This is a genomic window from Rhizobium cauense (assembly GCF_019511525.1).
In the GTDB taxonomy this organism is placed as follows: domain Bacteria; phylum Pseudomonadota; class Alphaproteobacteria; order Rhizobiales; family Rhizobiaceae; genus Rhizobium; species Rhizobium cauense.
Window position 1 is genome coordinate 107856 of record NZ_JAEUAT010000020.1, and the last position, 20034, is coordinate 127889.

Here is a 20034-nt window from a genome sequence, read left to right on the forward strand (position 1 = left end):
CTAGCTGCCAAATTTTTTTTTAAGCGATCCCTTGAAACCAAAAATCACCGAAACCAAATCGACGTCCAGCCAGCTGCTTTCCACAGGGCTGGTTTGCTGGTAGCGCAGTATTTCGGCGCTTCCGTACCATGTTGCTTCAAGGAGGATATGGCTATGGCAACATCTTATGACTATGCACCGCTCTTCCGTTCGAGCATTGGCTTTGATCGGGTCTTTAGCCTTCTCGAAAACGCACAGCGCGCCCGCTCGATCAGCGATTGGCCGCCCTATGATATCGTCAAGACGGATGATGAAAGCTACCGGATCACGGTCGCCGTGGCAGGTTTTGCCGAGGATGAGCTCGACATCACCTTCCAGTCCAATCTCCTGATCGTAAGCGGCAAGAAGCAGGAGATGGGGTCCGAAGGCTACTTGCATCGCGGCATCGCGGGCCGACCCTTCGAGCATCGCTTCGAACTCGCCGATCATGTTCGCGTAAATGCTGCAGAGCTGAAGAACGGCCTTTTGTCGATCGATCTCGTCCGCGAAATTCCCGAAGCCCTGAAGCCGAGAAAGATTGACATCCACTCCGACGCTGGTCTGCCACCGTCACATGCTCCCGCGCAGATAGAAGCGCAGAGCGCCGCTTGACTAGAGTTGTTCAAGGGGCGCCGTCGGCACGGCGCCCCCCGTGACATGACATTGCGGGTGGAAAGGAGCGAGTTATGAAACCCGATATGTTCAAAGACCCTGTGTCCATTCTCGTCGGACTCGGCTTCCCAGCTGAGATTCGCAGTGCGACGGAAGCCTATCGCCACCTTTGCGAGTGGCCAGCCCGGTTGAGAGACAGTGCGCATGTCGCAGCCTTGAAGGCCTGCATCGCAGCAGTGCGTGGTGAGATAGAGGCCGAGACCGCACGGGGCCTATTTGTCGCTTTTGCCGAGAAGCACGACTTGCTGGCGCCCAACAGCATCGCCGCGTCCGGCTCGCGTCGAACTCTGATCCACATCTTCGGTGAGGAGGTAGAACCATGACTAATGTGTTGCAGCAGGCAGCCACCGATGCCATGGCGATGGGACCGCTCGTTCTGGTTCCGGGGATGCAGGTCGAGCGGCCGATTGACATTTTGCGCGCAGGATCCGTAGGGATCGATGACAAAAGAACGATCCTTGCGACATGGGCCTCGGATTTCTACGCGGTGGATTCGATGCCCGGCCTGAGGCACCTTCCTGGCACACCTGAGCCTGTCACGATTGACGAGATCCAAACCGCATTGAAGGAACTGGACGGTCGCGACGGTCACTGATCGAAGATGCTCATGCGGGTGATTTGGACGTGCAGCCAAAAATGGGGTCAGGAGCCCCGGCTGAACTGGACCGGGCTGAAAGAGCTAACCGGTGCCCCACGTCCGCAGCGTAACGCTGTGCATCGGTTTTCGAAGGCGCCTTGCGCTCGGGATGGAAGTCATTGCACCACGTTGCGAGCTACTATCACCGGTAGCGCAACTCGTGCAGAAGGAAGTCGACACGCGGTTAGCGCTTCGAGCAACAAGACGTGTTATCTTGAAGAAGCCCTAGATCCAACTGCTTTGGCAGCGACAGGGCAATCGATCCAAGTGTGGCTAGGGCTTCTTCATACGAGGACTTGTTTGAGCCAGCTAAAACGGAACTCGTCCGTTTCTCCAAGAACAGGGAGAGCGGGGCTCATGCTATATCCTCGCACACCAAACCGTAATAGCTATGAAATGTTCCAGCCAGTAATTGCGTTTGAGGGGCTGAAGGTCATTGCTGCGATGCGGCGTAACCGTTCAGGCCGTCGTCACTTGCTGACCGTTCGGCCGAGCGCCGTCAGCGCGAGGCCACCTTCCTGCTGACAACGCAGCATTCCAGCGCGTTGTCAGCATCGTCTGTGTCATGGAATGATCAAAGGCGAAGCGCCGCGCAAAGAGCGAAAAAATCAGGACCGGCAACGAGCGTTCATCTAGCGAAGATGCCGGCCATCTATTATCTCCAGGCTAATCGCTGAAGGAGGTTGCTATGCCGAACGATACGGCCAATGCCACCACTGCACCGCTTGTTGAGATATACCCCCCACGGCGCCCCGACAAAGGCCCGACGATTTTGTGCGACTGTTGCCGGATGCAAAAGAGCACGAGCGCTTTCGATGCAGACTGCTTGGGCATTTGCATGGACTGTCTCAAGGAAGACACTGTGCCTGACGATTTTTGGATCGATGCCGGCACCGAAAGCTGCACCCCCCTGCTTTGCAAAATCGGTGGGCAGATCGGTCAGGCTAAGTCCGACGTTGGCATGTCTGCTGCGCCAGTTCTGGATATCTGAACCTGGCCGCCGGTTAAAAGAGTGAAGACCGATTCGCCTCCTTCGATCGTCCGGGCTGACCTTTTAAACGTCGCCTCGAATGCATGAGTGATATGCGTTTCATCAGCCATCGATTTAATCCCTTGTATTACAACTGTTTGCGAGTATATCAAAATCCGGCTTCGCGAGACTGGCATTGCCAAAGAAGGATCAGACGGCCGCTAGGTTGGGCTATATCCCGCGCAAACTATCGCGTTATGCAGCGGCGACGCCCGTCGTTGCGACAAACAGATGGACGTGGGAGTGGTCGTTCTTCGTCGCTATCGCAGGAAAAGAGCCCCGCAGATGGCGAAGCGGGGCTTGGAGTTGAGGGACATCTGGACCGGGACAGGAGCAAAGTGAGGGAAACCCCTGCCTCGTGCGCGCTAAACGCGGAGCGCCGCCATTCGTTCCGCCCAACTTCGAAATTCCATGCGACGCAGGTGCCGTCCCCGTAACGGCTCGGGTGGCCAGAAGTCGCGAGCGCGGAGTGTCCTGGTCGTGTCGCACCTATTCGGCCTCATATCCTGCGTCGTGAAGTTCAGGCCTTCATCAAGGAGGGACTGACACTCTCGTCGAATGTCCTAGCTTTGTTCGACCGTCAGTTTCCCTTTGCCGAATCCCGCCAGGCCCGCTCAAACGGCAGGCGCCATGCATGCGGGGCAATGAGTTGGTGGATGGACTTCGGTCCCCACCCCCCCTGATCGTAGAGGCGCACGGGTGGCGGATTGTCGAGCAGTGGTTGGGAAACCTCCCAGAGCCGCTCGATACCTTCGGCCGTCGTGAATAGCGTATGGTCACCGCGCATCGCATCGAGGATCAGACGCTCGTAGGCCTCCAGAACCTCGCCGATGAGGCCGGTTTCACTCATGGCGAATTGTAGCGACAGTTTGTCGAGCCGAAAGCCCGGGCCAGGGCGCTTGCCATAGAAGGAAAGTGAGACTTTGGAGGCATCCGCGAGATCGAATGTAAGATGGTCCGGTCCCTGGGCTCCCACGCCGGAGCCTGCTGGGAACATCGACTTCGGCGGCTCACGAAATGCGATCGAGATAATGCGTTGCCCCTCGGCCATGCGCTTTCCGGTGCGCAAGAAGAAGGGCACGCCAGCCCAGCGCCAGTTGTCGATGGCGCATTTGAGGGCGATAAAGGTATCAGTGTCGCTTTCGGGATCGACTCCAGGTTCCTTGCGGTAGCCGATATACTGGCCGCGAACTACGTCTCGCGGCTCGATCGGCAACATGGAGCGGAACACTTTGTTCTTCTCTTCCGATATTGGCGCGGGCTCCAAGGCAGTCGGTGGCTCCATTGCCATGAAAGCCAGGATCTGGAAGAGGTGTGTCACCACCATGTCTCGATAGGCGCCGGTGGTCTCGTAAAAAGCAGCACGAGTGGCAAGACCCAACGTCTCCGGAACGTCGATCTGCACATGGTCGATGAAGTTGCGGTTCCAGATCGGTTCGAACAGCCCATTAGCAAATCGGAAGGCCAAGATGTTCTGCGCAGGTTCTTTGCCAAGGAAATGATCAATGCGGAAGATCTGGCTTTCGTCGAATACTTCGTGCAGCTTCTTGTTCAGCTCAACGGCGCTGGCGAGGTCCGTTCCGAACGGCTTTTCCATGATGATACGTGAACGTTCGGTCAGCCCGGCCTGCGCGAGGAGTTGTACGGCAGGAAGGGCGGCGTTTGGTGGCACGGATAAATAATGCACGCGCCTTGTTTCAGGGCCAAGCGCTTCCTCCGCCCGCCTAACGGCTTCCCTTAGCGCATCAGCGCCGGCCGCCAGTGGTACGTAGTCAAGCGACGCCGCGAACTCTTGCCACTCGGGCTCCGCGAACTTACGCGTCAAAAACTTGTCGAGCGAGTCACGGGCAATGGCGCGGAACCCATCGGCGTCTATATCGTCGAGGGAGACGGCGATGATGCGGCAGCCCGGGATGAAACCCGCATTGGTGAGGTGGAACAACCCAGTTAGCAGTTTTCGCCGTGACAGGTCACCCGTCGCACCGACGAGCACGACGACCTGTGGGTAGCCGGGGCCGACCCGTGTTGGATTCTTGCGCAATAGACCCATCCTCAAGTCTTGCGTTGTGCCTTGGGATGGGGCTGGCCCTGCCTGGAACCGCCGCTAAGCGGCCATTTTCGTGCGTGAGGCCATGTCGTTGAAGCTCATCCCTCTAAGTGTCATAGAGGCATGGATTGCGTGGTGGAGCAAGTGGCGGTCGCGATATCGGCGCGACGCCCTCGCCAGCGGCTGCCAACCTCTGGGCGACAAGGCCTTACAAGCTATCCGGAAAGCGGTAATTCATTCTTGTGTAGATCTGTTCAAATTCGCTCGCGAGAAGATTGGCGTGTGAGATGTTTGGCTCGTCGTCAGAAGGCTGTGCGGTTTCGACGACGAATGTCTTTACGCCCCGACGCAAGCCTTCGTTCAAACGCGCGGTTATCAGCGCCTTCTGTGCCCCCCGATTGCGAAACTCGGGAACCGTTGCGCCACCACCAAGCCAAGCCAATCTTTCTGAAGCATACATGATGCCGGTCGCAATCAACCTGCCGTTCAGCACACCAAAGAAACAGGTCCAGCCTATCTTGCCGACGATCGCAGACCAAAGTGGCGCCAGGCTCGCTGGAAAGGAAAATCCGGCGCACATCATCGAGCCGAAGATCTCGGCCTCATCAACTCTGACCTTTCGGGTGGTGATCTCGCCGGCATGACTAAGAGGAGCCGACGGGGCTGCTCGTCGCAGCTTTGCCCATCCCTTGCCCTCGGGAAGGAGCCTCCGTTCCCTTATCCAATCGTGGGTCTGTCGAGGAGCAGCTGCAGCGTTGATTTGCAGGTAGCGACGGCCCGCCTTCTTAACCATCCACTCATACGCCTTTTCGAGGTCCTCGAGTGCGGCAAGACCGAGGATACGGTTAAGACCGATGGCAGGGGCGGCAGGCAGCGATATTGCGCAACCTCGACCCAATTGCATGCAGCGAAACGCGTTCTCGTCTATAACCGTCTGGGGTGTAAGCATGAAGAGGTCGATGAATGCCCTCGCTTCGATGAGGTCTTCTTCAGGTGCCAATTGGGGCGATGCTGAAGGGTGATCCATGGTAGTGTCCTTGATCCGTTGACAGGCGAAATTCACCGCATCCATTACTTGCCTCCCGGGTCCTTGAGCCGAGCACGCAGTTCTGCATTCTCCGATTCCAGCTGAACCAAGCGCTCACGCAGTGGCGTCACAGCTTTCTCGACTTCGTGTTCGGTATAACGAGGAGTGATATGCTGCGGACAATTCCAATCGAAGGCTTCCAGTCGTAGTCGGAAAATCCGTTCGGCCTTTGCTCGATAACCGGTATCGTAAACACGGTTGGTCATTACGGGGTCGGCATCGAGTGTCAATTTCTCGACGTGCATGTAAATCTTGAGGCGAGCGCGCCGCGGGTAGTCGACTAGGAAAAGGCACGCCCGATCATTTGCGACAAAATTGCCGGTACTAATATACTGGCGGTTACCCCTGTAGTCCGCAAAAGCCAGCGTCTTGTTGTCAAGGATTTTGAGAAATCCCTGTGGCCCTCCACGATGCTGAACATACGGCCATCCGGTTTCTGACACCGATGCAATGTAGAAGCTGTCTCGAGCAGCGATGAAGGCTAGTTCGTTTTCAGTAAAACTATCGGACTCTCGATCATGGTCGCCCAACCAGATCTGATCGGCACCCATTTCAGATTGGGCCAGCCGCACAGTCGGAGTGATTGCAACATCCAAAAAATGGTAAGGCATTGGTGATCTCCAAAGTACGGCATGTCAGAACCACTGTTTTGGCGGTGCGACCTCAGCTTGGCGGAACTCTGGTCACACCGCCGGCGACCGCGCCTTGCGGTCATTTTCCTGCGATATTGCGATCCAGGAAGTCGTTGATGAGCGGAGCAGCGACGTCGAGCTTCTCTTCAAGCAGGAAGTGACCTGAGTTCAGGATATGAATCTCGGCATCCGGAAGATCCTTGAGATAGGGATGAGCGCCGGCCTCTGGAAAGATAAAATCGTTCTTGCCCCAAACGATGAGTGTGGGTGGTTTGCGCTCACGGAAGAAGCTCTGGAAAGCGGGGTAAAGCGGCACGTTGGTGCGATAGTCATACAGCATATCAAGCTGGATGTCCTTGTTCCCCGGCCGGTCCAGCAAAGCCTGGTCATGAACCCAGTTGTCAGGGCTGATGCGCGACACGTCTTCCATGCCATCAGTATACTGGAACTTTGTCGTCTCCAGCGTGACCAGACTGGAGAGCGCTTCGCGGCTCTTCTCTGACCCATCGGTCCAGTAGGTCTTGATGGGATCCCAAAACTCCTTCAGTCCTTCCTCATAGGCATTTCCATTCTGGATGATCAACGCACTGACACGTTCGGGATGTTTTAGCGCCAGGCGGTAACCCACAGGTGCACCATAATCCATCACGTACATTGCGTAGCGTTTGACGGCCAGGTGATCCAGCAACTTGTCTACGATATTTGCGACGCCGCTAAACGTATAGGCAAATTGGCTTCGATCGGGGGAGGCGCTTTGCCCGTAACCCGGATAGTCCGGCGCGATAACATGGTATCGGTCTGCAAGGAGCGGGATCAGATTCCGGAACATGTGAGAGGACGTCGGAAAACCATGGAGTAGCAGGACGACCGGAGCGTCAGCAGGACCGGCTTCCCGGTAGAAGATGTCAACACCCTCGATCTTTGCGGTTCGGTAGTGGATGGGAACCGGTGCTTCGTGAACGGTTGACACGGCTTGCGCAGGAAGCACTGAAACTAATGTTGTGGCAGTCATGCTGGCGGTTGCCAGCATCAGGCACATAATTAAGCTACGCATGATGTTCTCCCCAAAAATTCGCGACGAAAACTGAATTCGAACAGGGCCGCTGATGGTCGTTCCGACCAACCAACTGCCGTCAAGATATGCAATGACATCCGAGGCTGTTGCTTCGGGTCAGGAAAAGGGCAGGAGTGTGGAATTCGATGCACTCAAATGTTCGGTGTGTTCGCGACAGTGGACCAGCCAACATCGTCGTTCAACAAGGACCGCGATGCACAGTAGTAGGAGGGTTTTCGATCGCTCTCAATTGCGATCTAGGTCACGCGTAGCTAGACGTTGGCATTGCCTCAATAGACTTTCGTATATCGATTTGTCCTTACGCAACTCACAGAAATCCCGTAACTATTTCCGGCGGACGATCGACCAACTTTCGACTATCCTGACCTGGAGTCGAAATTTCTGGGCTCCGGAGCGTCTCAAACTCTGAACGGAGGGGGTAGTGGAACGAGAGCCGGACACCGATCCCATTATCGATCTGATCCCAGCTATGGTCTGGTCAGCAACGTCGGAAGGCATGCTGGATTTCGCTAATCAGCATTTTCTCGAGTTTATCGGCGCGCCGCTTGAGGAAATCTCCGGGGTGGGATTCTACAAGCTATTTCACCCTGAAGACACGCAGCATCTTGCTTCTGAATGGCATGAGATCATGGCCTCGAAAACCGCCAGGGAGGTCGTCGGCAGACTGAGGCGTGCAGATGGCAAATATCGTTGGTGCACGCTTCGGCAGAAGCCGCGGCTCGATGCCGAAGGAAACGTCGTAAGATGGTATGGCGTGGTCCTTGATATCGAAGACCGCAAGCAGGCCGAAAACGCATTGAAGGCAACGAAGACTGCCCTTGCGGCGAGTGAAGAAAACCTCAGTCTCATTATCAATTCGCTGCCTGTTCTCGTATGGTCAGCGCGGCCGGACGGTAGTGCCGATTTTGTCAATCAAAGCTGGTTGGACTACGCTGGTCGTCCCGCCGACCAAATCCTCGAATGGGGTTTCCTCGACCTTTACCATCCCGACGATATTCCAGGTATGGTCGACATCTGGAAGAGAGATCTCGAGCATTCCGACCACACTGTTCTTAAAGGACGTATTCGTGGTGCCGACGGGAACTATCGTTGGTTCTACTTCGCTGGGCGCAAATTGGTCGATGCCAACGGCGTCGTACGTTGGTTCGGTGTCAACATCGATATCGAAGACCTCCAGTGCGCGGAGAATGCTCTTCGTGAGAGTGAATCTGCGCTCAGGGAGAGCGAACGCAATCTAAATCTTATCATCAACACGATACCGGCCATGGCGTGGTCTTGCACACCGGATGGCCGGTTGGAATACTGGAACCAGAATCTCATCGATTTCGTCGGCTTGCCCTTTGAGGAGATCGTCGGATTTGGTTTCTACCGCATGTTCCATCCTGATGATGTCGAGCGGATGCGAGTCTCCTGGGAGGACATCATTCAGTCAAAGCGGGGTCGCCCGGTTGATGCCCGCATCAGACGGGCTGACGGTGAGTACCGGTGGTTCAATCTTCGGCAAAACCCCCTTCTGGATTCAGACGGAAATGTTGTGAGATGGTACGGTGTCGTCGTTGATATCGAGGATCGTAAACGGGCAGAGGAGTCCTTGCGACAAAGTCAAAGTGACCTGGCGCATGTGACGCGGATGACGGCCACCGGTGAGCTTGCAGTTTCAATCGCCCACGAAGTAAACCAGCCGTTGATGGCAATTGTTACGAACGCGGGCACTTGCCTGCGTTGGCTCCAGCCTGGACACACCGACCTGGAACAGGCTCGCCTGGCAGCTGAAAGGATCGTCAAAGATGGCCATCGCGCGGGTGATATCATCACCACTATCCGCGCCATGGCTCAGAAGTTGCCTGCTCGAATTGAGCAAACTGACTTTAAACCTGCTGTCCGCGAGGTGCTGGATCTATTGAGAGGCGAGCTTCAAAGACGCGAAATAGAGGTTATTCTTGATATGTCAGATGCGCCCATCGAGGTCATTGGCGACCGAACCCAATTGCAACAGGTGGTTTTAAACTTGGTCATGAACAGCGCCGAGGCGATGACAAATTCCTCAAGGGCGAGACGTATTGCTCTTCGATGTGCTGCGGACGAGCAGCTTGTGAGCGTGAGTGTCTCAGACACAGGTCGCGGGGTGCCGATCGACGAGTTGGATCGGGTTTTCGAAGCCTTCTACAGCACGAAAGCCGACGGCATCGGAATGGGCCTGTCAATATGCCGTTCAATTGTCGAAGCCCATGGTGGTCGCATTTGGGCTTCAGCAGGGGAGAATGGGGTTGGTAGCTTGTTCACCTTCACCTTGCCAATGTTGGAAGGCGAGAGCACCCATGGTCGATGAACGCAAAAGGGGCCGACCGACGGTCATCATCATCGATGACGACAAGAGTGTCCGCGAAGCGTTGAGAGGACTTTTTGAATCAGTCGGGTTGATCGCCGAGACCCACGGCTCTGTGGCCGAATTCCTTGCTGCGGATGACCCTGATCGAGCAGGGTGCATCGTTTTGGATATTCGCTTGCCGGGTCAAAGCGGGCTGGAGTTTCAAGAGGAGCTTGCCAAAAGTAGGCACCCCAGGTCTGTCGTGCTGATCAGCGCTCATGTCGATGTGGCGATGGCAGTCCGCGCCATGAAGGCCGGGGCCATCGATGTCCTGACCAAGCCGGTACGAGAGCAGGACTTGCTCGAAGCAGTGAACCGCGCTTTGGCAAGTGATAACGCCCGGCGCGAAGAGGCAACCCAAACGGCTTCATTGCGACTGATGTATTCCAAACTAACTGAGCGGGAGCGGCAGATCATGTCATTGGTTGTCGAGGGGAAGCTGAACAAACAGATCGCCGCTGAGGTTCAGCTCGCCGAGGCTACCGTGAAGCTCCATCGCGGCCACATGATGCGCAAAATGCGCGCATTGTCTGTTGCTGATTTGGTAAGGATTGCCGGGATTCTAAAACTTTGAGGTAATCGCTGTTCCGGGCCTATTGGGCGTCGCTCGCACGGATAGCGATCCTCGAGCATCTACGTGACAGCTTCAGCGTTGTTAAATGTCGCGCAAGAAAACACGCGCGCCTCCAACAGGTGGGATTAGAAGCGCGTCACCAGGTTCAGCATCGCCGCATTGGACCGAGCACCTTCGCCAAATTCGCCGGAATAACTAAGCGTCAGCCGGGCCGACTTTGAGAGCTTTGCGGAAACGCCAATTCTTGCAACGAGCGAGTCTCGAGGCATCGTGACCCCTTCGATGATAAAGGGTGCGCCACCCGCAAAGGCCAGGCTGGAAGAGGGTGTCCGGTCACCAGAAATATGCCGCCATCCAAACATGCCTGAGACATTGACAGGAACGTCGTTCTCTGGCCACTCCATCGACCAGCGCAGACCCATCGTGGAAGTGGCGATCGCGTCGTTACCGTCCACACCCGACAAGCCCGCTTCGCCACCGTTTTCCCGGAAGCCGACGGTATTAAGATTGATGTATGTGAGATTGGCAAAGGGCTGGAGCGTGACTTGATCGAGTTCGTGCGTCCAGGATAGATCCGCGAATACCTGGGCGGTGGCACTGGCATAATTGGCGGTCAATTGATCTGTGAACGTACCAAAGGAGACGTTGCGCCGGGTTGCTTCCTCATTGTGGGAATAGATCGCGCCGCCAACGAGGTGCGTGGGGCCGAAATCACCAACAGCGTAGAGCCCGGCGTGATAGGAGTCCGCGCTCGCCTGCTCGAAAGAGCTGCGGCTGAAGCCGACGAACCCTCCGACGCGCCATTGCTCGGAAACCGGTGCGTCCCCCCCAAAAACAGCTCCGTTGATTGCGGGATCGATCCCGGCCGCATTTCCATCGCCTGACCAGCTGTTGGAAGACAGAAAGCCAGAGGTCCAGAATGTTCCTTCGTCTCCTTGCTCACTGTTTCGCGAGGAGATCTCGTCAAGAACCGATTCACGCGCAAATCGGCTCTGCCATAGCAGCGCGCTCTTGAGCGAGGCATGCACCTCGCCGCTCAGCTGCGAGAAAGCGCTGTTCGCAGTGCTTGCATCCAGTGACAGGACTGTGTCGTAGACCAGGTTTCCTGACCCCAATTCTTCAACCGCCGCAGCCGTTGCCTGGCCGTTCGTCGTAACCGCGACATGGGCGAACTGCACGCTGTTGCGATCGAGTTGCATATCTATTGTGGCGGCGCCATAGGAAAGCGCAGGCTCCAGGAAGGCAAAATTGCTTGAGACGTCGCCGAAGGTTCCTGTGATGCTGCCCGCATTCAGGAGCGTATAAATCGTCCCCAGTCGGTAGTTACCGCTCGCAGCTCTAATATCCAGAGTTCCGCCCTGGATGGCGACCGCACCTGTCGCGACCAGCCTATCGGAAAGGCCACTGGGGTCAATGTCGACCTGATAGGTCGAGCCAGCCTGAAGCGCTACATCGCCGTTGACCGTAATCGTTCCGATCCCTTGACCGGGTCCAACGATGCCACCTGCATTCACCAGGAGCCCGCCGAGAAAACCGCTGCCTGAAAGGAGCCCGCCGCGATTGATGTTCGCTACTCCCGATATGGTTCCATCGTTGATCAGCGAGCCGCCGGAAATGGTAGCCTGGCCGTTGATCGTGCCGGTGTTGAAGAACGTGCCGTCATTGTTCGAGAGTGCCGCGATCGTGCCGTCGTTTGTGGCGCTGCCGGAATTCGTCACTGCAGCTGCCACTGCGCCGCTGTTGTTGATGAAGCTGCCAGCCCGTCCGACGTTGACGTCTGCCAGCGTCGCATTGTTGAGGACACTGCCTCCGCTCACTGTCGTTGTACCCGTCACCGTGCCGCCCGCGTTGTTGGTGAATGTACCGGCGTCATTTTGTACCGATGCGATCGTACCCGCATTTGTGACAGTGCCGGAATTCCGGATTGCGCCCGCACTTGCCCCGCTGTTGTTGACGAAGGCTGCAACCGCAGCCACATCAGCCTGCGTGATAACGAAATTGTTCGTGACGGTTCCACCTGAAACCGTCGTCTTTCCCGTAACGGTTCCCCCAGCATTGTTCGTGAAATTGCCCGCCGTGTTTGTCAGGCTGCCGACCGTCCCCGCGTTGGATGCTGTGCCGGCGTTGGTAACCGCACCGGCGATAGCACCCGTGGTATTGGCAAACGTGCCACCTGCGCCGACATTGACATCGTTGAGACTGGCGTTGTTCGTTACGTTGCCGCCGCTCACCGTCGTGGTCCCTGTGACTGTGCCACCTGCGTTATTGGTGAATGTACCGGCGTTATTCTGTACCGATGCGATCGTACCCGAATTGGTAACGGTTCCGGAATTTGTTATCGCGCCGGCACTTGCCCCGCTGTTGTTGACGAAGGCTGCAACCGCAGCCACATCGGCTTCAGTAATAACGAAGTTGTTCGTGACAGTTCCGCCCGAAACCGTCGTCTTCCCCGTGATGGTCCCGCCGGCATTGTTGGTGAAGTTGCCCGTCTTGTTGGTCAGACTGCTGATCGTTCCGGCGTTGGATGCTGTGCCGGCGTTGGTAACTGCACCGGCGGCAGCACCGCTGGCATTGGTGAAGGTGCCCGCTGCGCCGACAATGACATCATTGAGGCTGGCGTTGTTCGTCACATTCCCACCACTCACATTGGTGGTGCCAGCGACAACACCGCCCGCGTTGTTGGTGAATGTGCCGGCGTCATTTTGCACTGATGCGATTGTGCCAGCATTCGTGACCGTGCCAGAATTTCGGATAGCGCCGGCCGTTGCCCCGCTGTTGTTGACGAAGGCTGCAACCGCAGCGACGTCGGCCTCCGTGATAACGAAATTGTTCGTGACGGTTCCACCTGAAACCGTCGTCATTCCCGTAATGGTGCCACCGGCATTGTTGGTGAAGTTGCCCGCCGTGTTTGTCAGGCTGCCGACTGTTCCAGCGTTGGATGCTGTCCCGGAACTGGTGACCGCCCCTGCCGTGGCACCGCTGTTGTTGTTAAACGTTGCACCTGCGGATACATCCACGTCGCCAGTCGCGCCATTGTTGGTCAGCGCGGTCCCGGTGCCAACCAAGGCACTTCCGAGCGTGCCGTTGACGGTAACATTTCCGTTGTTGAGCTCCAGCTGCCCATTGAGGCTACCATCAACGGAAAGGGCGCCGCCGTCGAGGCTGACATCAGAGTTCAACACGCCACCCGCGTTGATGCTGACACTGCCCGAATTGATCGTAGTGCCGCCGGTTGCGGTCAGTGTACCTGTGTTGGTGATGGTAACGTTTCCACCGCCTACATCGAGCTGACCGACTGTCGCATTGTTTGTGATTTGCGGAGAGCCAGTATTGACGCTCGCCGCATCACCAGCTCCAGGTGCTGCAGGTGTCCAGTTCGATGAATTGCTGAATTCATTGTCGGTACTGCCGGACCATACCGATTGGGCAAGGCAATGCGCGGGCAGCACGGCGGACGTCAATGCCGTGAACAGGCCTAGTCGGTAGGAAAATGCCGGGAGCAAGGGTTTCATTCCGATCGGCCAACGCTAACGCCAACCCGTCAACGAAGGTGGGACGGTTAACGATTTCTATCCGGGCTTGGTTAACGAAATCTTACTTCCACGAATGGTGGCAGCGTTCGTGTATTCAGTCCGTAAGGCCGCCCCGATCCTGATCGACGCTCACCCCGGCGACTTCAGTCTCAGCGGCGGTCGCACGTACTAGCTACTGTCCATAACGGCGGCTGCCGTTCACATTCTTCCCGACGATTTCCCTGATGATGGTCAGGGTTTCCTTTGCGGCCTCCTTTGGCGGGAGCGCCGTGTCGGCAACGTTGCTCACCAGCCTCGTGATATCATGATCGATATCCTTTTCGGTCCAGCGCTTGCCTTTTGCCACCGTGATGTAGACCGAGTAGGCATGGTGCATTGTTCCCGGGCGCTCGCCGATGATGTGGAGGATCCCTCTCAAACTGTTGGGATCAGCATCAGCGAAAAGGACCTCGCCGATGCGGTAGCCAGCTCGCACCCTTCCGCTCGTGACCACGATGTTCGTATCGCTCATGGTAACACCGGCATCATTAAGAAGCCGGCGCATCTCCTCCAGATAGGGGGTAAGGTGTCCGTCGTCCATGATGGCTTTGGCGTTTAGCCCGTCCGAGATGACAATCTGTCCTTTGGGGATGTCGTTGCCCCAGGATGCCCTGACCTTTTCGAGATCCCTGATGGCCTCCGGGCTCAGTGTTTCGCCGGTTGTCGGGTGGGCAATGTAGTCGTTGCGGTCTGCGGACAAGGTATGAATTGGCACTGCGGAGGGCACTGTGGCAACGAAATCGGGTGTGAGTTCTGCCCAGAGAGACAGTTTGGCGTCGTCATACAAGCTCTTCACCTTGGCGGCGAGCGCTGGATTGAGATCCCAGATGTTCGCGCCGTGCCCCGTGGCCAGGTCGACACCTCTCGCCTCTACTTCGAGCATCTTTTGCCGGCCCTCCGCGTAAACCTCGTCCTTGGACCTTCCATCGCCCTTGGCCAGCCGATACTGATGGTAGACCCAGAGAGGATCGCCATAGTGCGCGGTGTATTTGTTGTCCTCGCTTACGATTCCGATCCGCTTGTAGAAATCCCACATAGCATCGTTGACCTTGAAGCCGAACTTGTCCCTGATGCGCACGTGATCCTGGAACGCTGTGCTGAGGTAGCTCAACATCGGGTCGTTTTTGGTCGGTAGGGCGATAACGTAAGCGGGATTGGCCGGCATGATCTGGTCCTGGCACCAATCCAGATCCTCCAGGCTGACCGTCATGTGCAACGTAGTGCAGATGTCGAGGCCGATGGTAAGCCCATGGAGCTTGCCCATAACCATGTCTTCGAGGCAGCACCGAACGAGTTGTTCGCGGCTCTTGAAGACCTCAGGCCCGATGAAACCTGCAACGTCATTGACATGGAGCCAAGCGCCCCTGGGCTGTACCTTCCCAAGCTCTATACCCACCGCCCTGCTGAAGCCGTACTTTCGAGATTCGAGCACCATCATGTCGACGCCGTTTGCCGCGCCATTGGTGAACTCCGAACCCTGCCCGGTCTCGAAGTAGAGGCCGTATCGCTCGCCTGCCTTCGAGCTCGCATAGTTGAGGATTTTCTCATTCGTAATGTCGAAGATTTTGTTGCAGTCATCTGTGCCGGCAAGGCTTTGGAACACGGTGGAAACGGTGCCTGGAAAGGTGTCAGCGACTTCACCTTGGACGTCGATATGGGCCAACACGCACCAGGGAATGACATCACCGAGCTTGAAAGTGTCTACGATGTCCTTGAGCGCGCGTTCGACCGTAGCAACGCTAGCGACCGTGCTGTCGACTGGGTTGGTGCCGATCACAATATCACCGGTCGCGTAGGAGAACGCATCGAATACTTGCCAGACGATGTCATCGGGATGGTCGGTTGGCGAATTTGGCTGAATACGTGCCCCCATGTATCCTTTTGCTCCCAGCTTGGTGCCGGGCATGACATTGAAGATCTTCTGACTGACCGCGATCAGTTCCTCGTTGCCCATCAGCTTCGGCACGCAGCCGATGGTATCGCTGGTCAGGCCCTGCATGATGCCCTTTATGTTGTCCTCGGATTCCGCCAGCAAAAATCCCTTCAACTGGCCAACCGTCCAGTCTTTGACCTTTTCGTACTGCGCCTGGTCCGTGGTCTGCCAGATCAATCGTTGCAGGTCGTCCTCGAACAGCGGGTGCTCGTGGAGATCCTTGATTTTCGTGTTTGACAGGAGAGTACGCGCGTTCGCGCGCGTTGCCGCATCTTCGGCACTCACTCCAATTGCCTGATCTCCTTCCTTGAACTCATTGGCGGCACCGATCACCTGGCGATAGACCGTTTGATCGAAGCCGCCTTTGATCCGGCTGAGATACGCAAAGACGTCTTCGCCCTGCTTGACCTCTTCGATTTCTATGGTGCCAACGCCCTCAGCCGCCTTAGCTGTATGGCTGTAGGCTGTGAGGCCGGCAGCAGCCGCGCCCGCAATGACCAGGAGATCTCTTCTGGACAATCTATTGGGGTGATTGGAACATACGCCCTTGGTCATTGCGTTTTCCTTTCTGCAAACGGTCTGTTGGCATTCCTCTGATATCGACCGCGCCACACTTTTCTCACAACCAGCCGCCTTTGGTAGGGAACGAAGCGATCGCGGGTGGTTTCCTCCACTCACTTGACCACACTTTGAGCGCAGCGCGCGCTGATGGAACGGCAATTCTGATCAGAATTTCGGAACTTGCATCGAGAAGTCTCGACCGCTTCGGCGCCATTCGCCAGAAGCAGCGATGTCATCCCGCAGTAAGCGGAATTCAAGTTCCCCAAAGCGCACGATCTCATCGGTCGCGACCTTTGTCGTCATCCCATCTTGGCAGGCATGAGTACGATCTCTTAACCAGCATCCGATGATGCGAACGGCTACAAGTTAGACCTGCTGCGGCAGATGGACAACAGTTTGCCGTCGAGTGGTTTCGTAATTTACGGTAATATACGGCGCAACCTTCAGGTGCGCGTTGCAACCTTCTTGGTGAACTCGATAATCGATGAAAACCACACGGGGTAATTCGTATAGCGATCGGCGCTAATTCGATTTCGCGCTGAGCGCGAGCAAGCTACGAATGTCGGACAGGGAGCGGACCAGAACTGAGGGGTTGTCTTTTGCCGGTGTAAAATCCCAACTCTGCCAGTAGCGCTCGGCCTCCTCGTCGACCGCTCGGACAATGATCGCCCGTCCTCCGACAAGTTCGGCGCCCGCCACACAACGCTGAAAGGCATCCTTTACCAGCGCTGTTCCAATTCCCCGTCCACCATAGCGCATGTCTACCGCAAGTTGACCAATGAGCAGGCACGGGATCGGGTCAGGCGGCATGCCGGTACGGATTTTTCGGGTGGTCAGATTTGGGGCGATAACCGTCGGAGCCAATCCGTAGTATCCTACCACAACGTCACCATCGCAGATGACAAAGACGCGCGTGAAACCATTTTGGTGATTTCTTTGGGCGAATTTGGCAAGCCACACATCTAGCGATGGCTTTCCGCAGGAAAAGTCCCCGAACCGATGCCGGTCGGAGAGCAGCTCGACGTTTTTAAGCGCCACAGCTCAGTTTTCCCAAGGTGCTTTGCGCTGAAGCCGTTCGGTCACTTTCGTCGACGGGATCGACGGATCCGCTTCGATGACGGATACAAAGGCTGCAAAGGCATCTGCTGATAAACGGATGATGCTTTCGTTGAGGATTGCTGACTGTGCCTCTTGAACGGCCGCACGACGCATGAATTCTGTACGGGACAGTCCGGTCAATGCAGCGCCCCGGTCGATGATAGCGAGGTCGTCGTCCCGGAACCGCATGGATACCGGCGTTTCTTTTCGGATCGATAATGCGGACATGGAGATCGCCTGTCTTAGTTTGATTACTGGTCGCAATGTAATGCAAAGCGCAGTACATTTCAAGCGGACCCATTTAGACCGGTGTCGGTCTCTGGCCCCCGTCCAACCGCATGGAAGCCGATACGCCGAGCGTAGGCGGCGCGTTTTGGGCCCAGGCCGGACAGAGGTCCTAGCGTCAGGGGCTAGATCGGCACCTCGGAATGGCGCAGCTTCTTGCGCTGTACGGTGCGGGTCGGCTTCTTGATCTAGCTGGAGGAGCGCATCATTTCCGGTTGAGATGACGTACGCGAGAACGGTAGCCTCGTCCTTCATGGGTAGAATCCAATGCGGAATGCGAACTGTCCGCCGAAGAGACGAGACGATGCAATCTTGTCGTTGTTCCTCGCAGCAGGAACGGAAAAGCCTAGCAATGAACCAATTTTCCTGACAATGGCTTGAAAATCGCGCGCGCAAAAACCACGTGTCGCGCGCCTTTTACGAACATGGGGTTCATCGATGACAACAGCACAAGAGCGACAGCCTGAGCAACATTCTTTCGAAGCAGATGTCAGCAGGCTTTTGCACATGATGGTGCATTCGGTTTATTCGGATAAGGATGTTTTCCTGAGAGAACTGGTGTCCAATGCGGCCGACGCCTGCGAAAAGCTGAGATACGAGTCGATTTCCGAGCCGCGGCTCTCGGCGGATGGTGTCGCGCCTGGGATTCTTGTTGCCCTTGACGAGGAGGCAATGACCCTTGTCGTTGAAGACAACGGGATCGGAATGAGCCGTAATGAGATGATCGATGCCCTGGGCACCATTGCACGCTCCGGAACGCGTGCTTTCATGGACAGGCTGAACGCCGCAAAGGGAGGGGAAAAAGCTGAGCTCATCGGGCAGTTCGGCGTCGGCTTCTACTCCTCATTCATGGTGGCTAATAAGGTAGATGTCATATCCCGTCGAGCCGGCCAGGACGGAGCCTGGAGATGGTCCTCCGACGGCAAGGGTAGCTATGAGATCGTCGCGGTCGATCCCATCGAGGCGCCCACCAGAGGTACGCGCGTTGTCTTGCATCTGATGGAAGATGCGAAGAAATACACCGGAAAATGGACCGTTGAAAAAATCATCCGGGACCAGTCCGGCCACGTCCCGTTCCCTGTCCGGCTGATTGAAAAGGCTGGAGCGGAGCCGTCTCAAGTAACCGACGGAGCAGCCCTTTGGACGAAGTCCAAGACTGAAATATCGAAACAGGATTACGATGATTTCTACCGCGGCGTTTCGGGCCAGTATGACGAGCCGCTGATGAACGTCCATTTCAAAGCCGAGGGTCGGCACGAATACACGACACTTGCGTTCATCCCTGGGAGCCAGCCGTTCGATCTTTTTGATGTCGAACGAAAGGGGCGTATGAAGCTCTACGTGAAGCGCGTCTTCATCACCGACGAGGCAGACTTGTTGCCGCGTTATCTGCGCTTTGTAAGAGGCATCGTCGATACGTCAGATCTGCCTTTGAACATTTCTCGCGAAATGATCCAGGAAAGCCCCGTCCTCAGCGCAATCAGAAAGGGGGTCACCGGCCGCGTCCTTTCAGCGTTGGAGAAGCTTGCCGAAAGTGAGCAAGAGAATTTCTACAAATTCTGGGAGCTATTTGGAGCAATCCTTAAAGAAGGAATCTACGAGGACTATGAACGCCGCTCACAGCTTCTAAAGCTTGCGCGATTCCGGACCACCGCATCGGGAGACGCGACACGGAGTCTTGCCGAATACATTGGTTCCATGAAGGAGGGGCAGTCTTCGATCTACTACATCAGTGGATCCAACCTGGACCAACTGAATGCGTCACCTCACCTCGAAGGTTTTCGAGCAAAGGGCATCGAAGTCTTGCTGCTTACCGATTCGGTCGACAGCTTCTGGCCAACAAACGCCGGTGACTTCGATGAAAAGTCTTTCAAATCGATCACGCAGGGGCTGACCGATCTCGATGAAATCGCCGGCGCTGATGACAGCAAGAATGTGCCCGATGCTCCCCATGAGGTTACCGCCTTTATCGATTTCGCGAGGGATGTCCTCAGCCAGGAGGTCGCCGATGTTCGCGTGTCCAGTCGGCTGACCGATAGTGCCGTGTGCCTTGTGGCCTCGGAGCATGGACCTGATCGGCAGCTGGAAAAAATTCTTCAAGGAGCGGGAAGACTGCAGTCAGCTTCGAAACCAATCCTGGAGGTCAACGCTCAAAGCGAACTCGTAAAAGGCATATCCTCAATAGCTGAGGCAACGTTTCGTGAAGATGCTGCGTGGCTGCTGCTTGATGAGGCGCGTATTCTGGACGGCGACAAGCCAACCGACCCACGGGCGTTTGCTGGCAGGCAGGCTCGATTGTTTAAACTTGCCATAGGGCAACCGGAATAGTCGCCGATGACGCAGAGTGGGCTGTAGCATACGGGCCCCCCTTGCGGGGGCTTTTTGCAACGGCTGTTCTACCTGCTCTAAGGACCAAAAGCAGCGCGCGCAGTGTTCTGACCGGAT

Annotated in this window: 14 protein-coding genes and 1 pseudogene; 7 read left to right on the plus strand and 8 right to left on the minus strand. The window is 56.3% G+C overall.

The features are described from left to right. Positions 1-153 precede the first annotated feature (153 nt). The 4 genes and pseudogenes from JNB88_RS27625 to JNB88_RS27640 all read left to right on the plus strand — a co-directional run bounded on the left by JNB88_RS27625 (position 154) and on the right by JNB88_RS27640 (position 2318). Positions 154-630 carry an Hsp20 family protein gene (locus JNB88_RS27625; RefSeq protein WP_220358240.1) on the plus strand — a complete coding sequence of 159 codons (477 nt, stop codon included), beginning with the start codon at positions 154-156 and terminating at the stop codon, positions 628-630. Positions 631-704: 74 nt separating this feature from the next. After that, positions 705-997, plus strand: a pseudogene (locus tag JNB88_RS27630) (DUF982 domain-containing protein). 12 nt (positions 998-1009) lie between these two features. Next, positions 1010-1285, plus strand: coding sequence for a hypothetical protein (locus JNB88_RS27635; RefSeq protein WP_220358242.1), 276 nt, complete (start codon positions 1010-1012; stop codon positions 1283-1285). Positions 1286-2015: 730 nt separating this feature from the next. Continuing rightward, on the plus strand, positions 2016-2318 hold the full coding sequence (locus tag JNB88_RS27640) for a hypothetical protein (RefSeq protein WP_220358243.1): 303 nt from the start codon (positions 2016-2018) through the stop codon (positions 2316-2318). A 619-nt stretch (positions 2319-2937) separates the two neighbouring features. On the opposite strand, the gene zwf is transcribed toward JNB88_RS27640, so the two are convergent. From zwf to JNB88_RS27660, 4 genes are all read right to left on the minus strand, one after another. Beyond that, on the minus strand, positions 2938-4407 hold the full coding sequence (gene zwf, locus JNB88_RS27645; protein ID WP_220358244.1) for a glucose-6-phosphate dehydrogenase: 1470 nt from the start codon (positions 4405-4407) through the stop codon (positions 2938-2940). A 205-nt stretch (positions 4408-4612) separates the two neighbouring features. Beyond that, positions 4613-5431 (minus strand): GNAT family N-acetyltransferase, encoded by an 819-nt coding sequence (locus JNB88_RS27650; protein ID WP_220358245.1) that lies wholly within the window; start codon positions 5429-5431, stop codon positions 4613-4615. 44 nt (positions 5432-5475) lie between these two features. Beyond that, entirely contained in the window at positions 5476-6102 is a 627-nt protein-coding gene (locus tag JNB88_RS27655) for a pyridoxamine 5'-phosphate oxidase family protein (protein WP_220358246.1), read from the minus strand. 100 nt (positions 6103-6202) lie between these two features. After that, complete coding sequence (locus tag JNB88_RS27660; RefSeq protein ID WP_220358247.1) at positions 6203-7177, minus strand: alpha/beta fold hydrolase; 975 nt, start codon at positions 7175-7177, stop codon at positions 6203-6205. Between the two features lie 442 nt (positions 7178-7619). On the opposite strand from JNB88_RS27660, the gene JNB88_RS27665 reads away from it, so the two are divergent. Then, complete coding sequence (locus tag JNB88_RS27665) at positions 7620-9527, plus strand: PAS domain-containing sensor histidine kinase (RefSeq protein WP_220358248.1); 1908 nt, start codon at positions 7620-7622, stop codon at positions 9525-9527. Continuing rightward, entirely contained in the window at positions 9517-10140 is a 624-nt protein-coding gene (locus JNB88_RS27670) for a response regulator transcription factor (RefSeq protein ID WP_220358249.1), read from the plus strand. Before JNB88_RS27665 ends, JNB88_RS27670 begins: the two co-directional genes overlap by 11 nt. Positions 10141-10265: 125 nt before the next feature. Here the strand turns inward: JNB88_RS27670 and JNB88_RS27675 are convergent, their stop codons facing one another. The 4 genes from JNB88_RS27675 to JNB88_RS27690 all read right to left on the minus strand — a co-directional run bounded on the left by JNB88_RS27675 (position 10266) and on the right by JNB88_RS27690 (position 17532). Continuing rightward, positions 10266-13652, minus strand: coding sequence for an autotransporter domain-containing protein (locus JNB88_RS27675; RefSeq protein WP_220358250.1), 3387 nt, complete (start codon positions 13650-13652; stop codon positions 10266-10268). A 193-nt stretch (positions 13653-13845) separates the two neighbouring features. After that, positions 13846-16200 (minus strand): ethanolamine ammonia-lyase, encoded by a 2355-nt coding sequence (locus JNB88_RS27680; RefSeq protein WP_220358251.1) that lies wholly within the window; start codon positions 16198-16200, stop codon positions 13846-13848. Positions 16201-16728: 528 nt separating this feature from the next. Beyond that, a complete protein-coding gene (locus JNB88_RS27685) occupies positions 16729-17244 on the minus strand; it encodes a GNAT family N-acetyltransferase (protein ID WP_220358252.1) in 516 nt (171 codons plus the stop codon). Positions 17245-17247: 3 nt separating this feature from the next. Then, entirely contained in the window at positions 17248-17532 is a 285-nt protein-coding gene (locus JNB88_RS27690) for a type II toxin-antitoxin system TacA family antitoxin (protein ID WP_220358253.1), read from the minus strand. 495 nt (positions 17533-18027) lie between these two features. Between JNB88_RS27690 and htpG the strand changes: the two genes are divergently transcribed. Beyond that, on the plus strand, positions 18028-19917 hold the full coding sequence (htpG, locus tag JNB88_RS27695; protein ID WP_220358254.1) for a molecular chaperone HtpG: 1890 nt from the start codon (positions 18028-18030) through the stop codon (positions 19915-19917). The last annotated feature ends 117 nt before the right edge of the window (positions 19918-20034 follow it).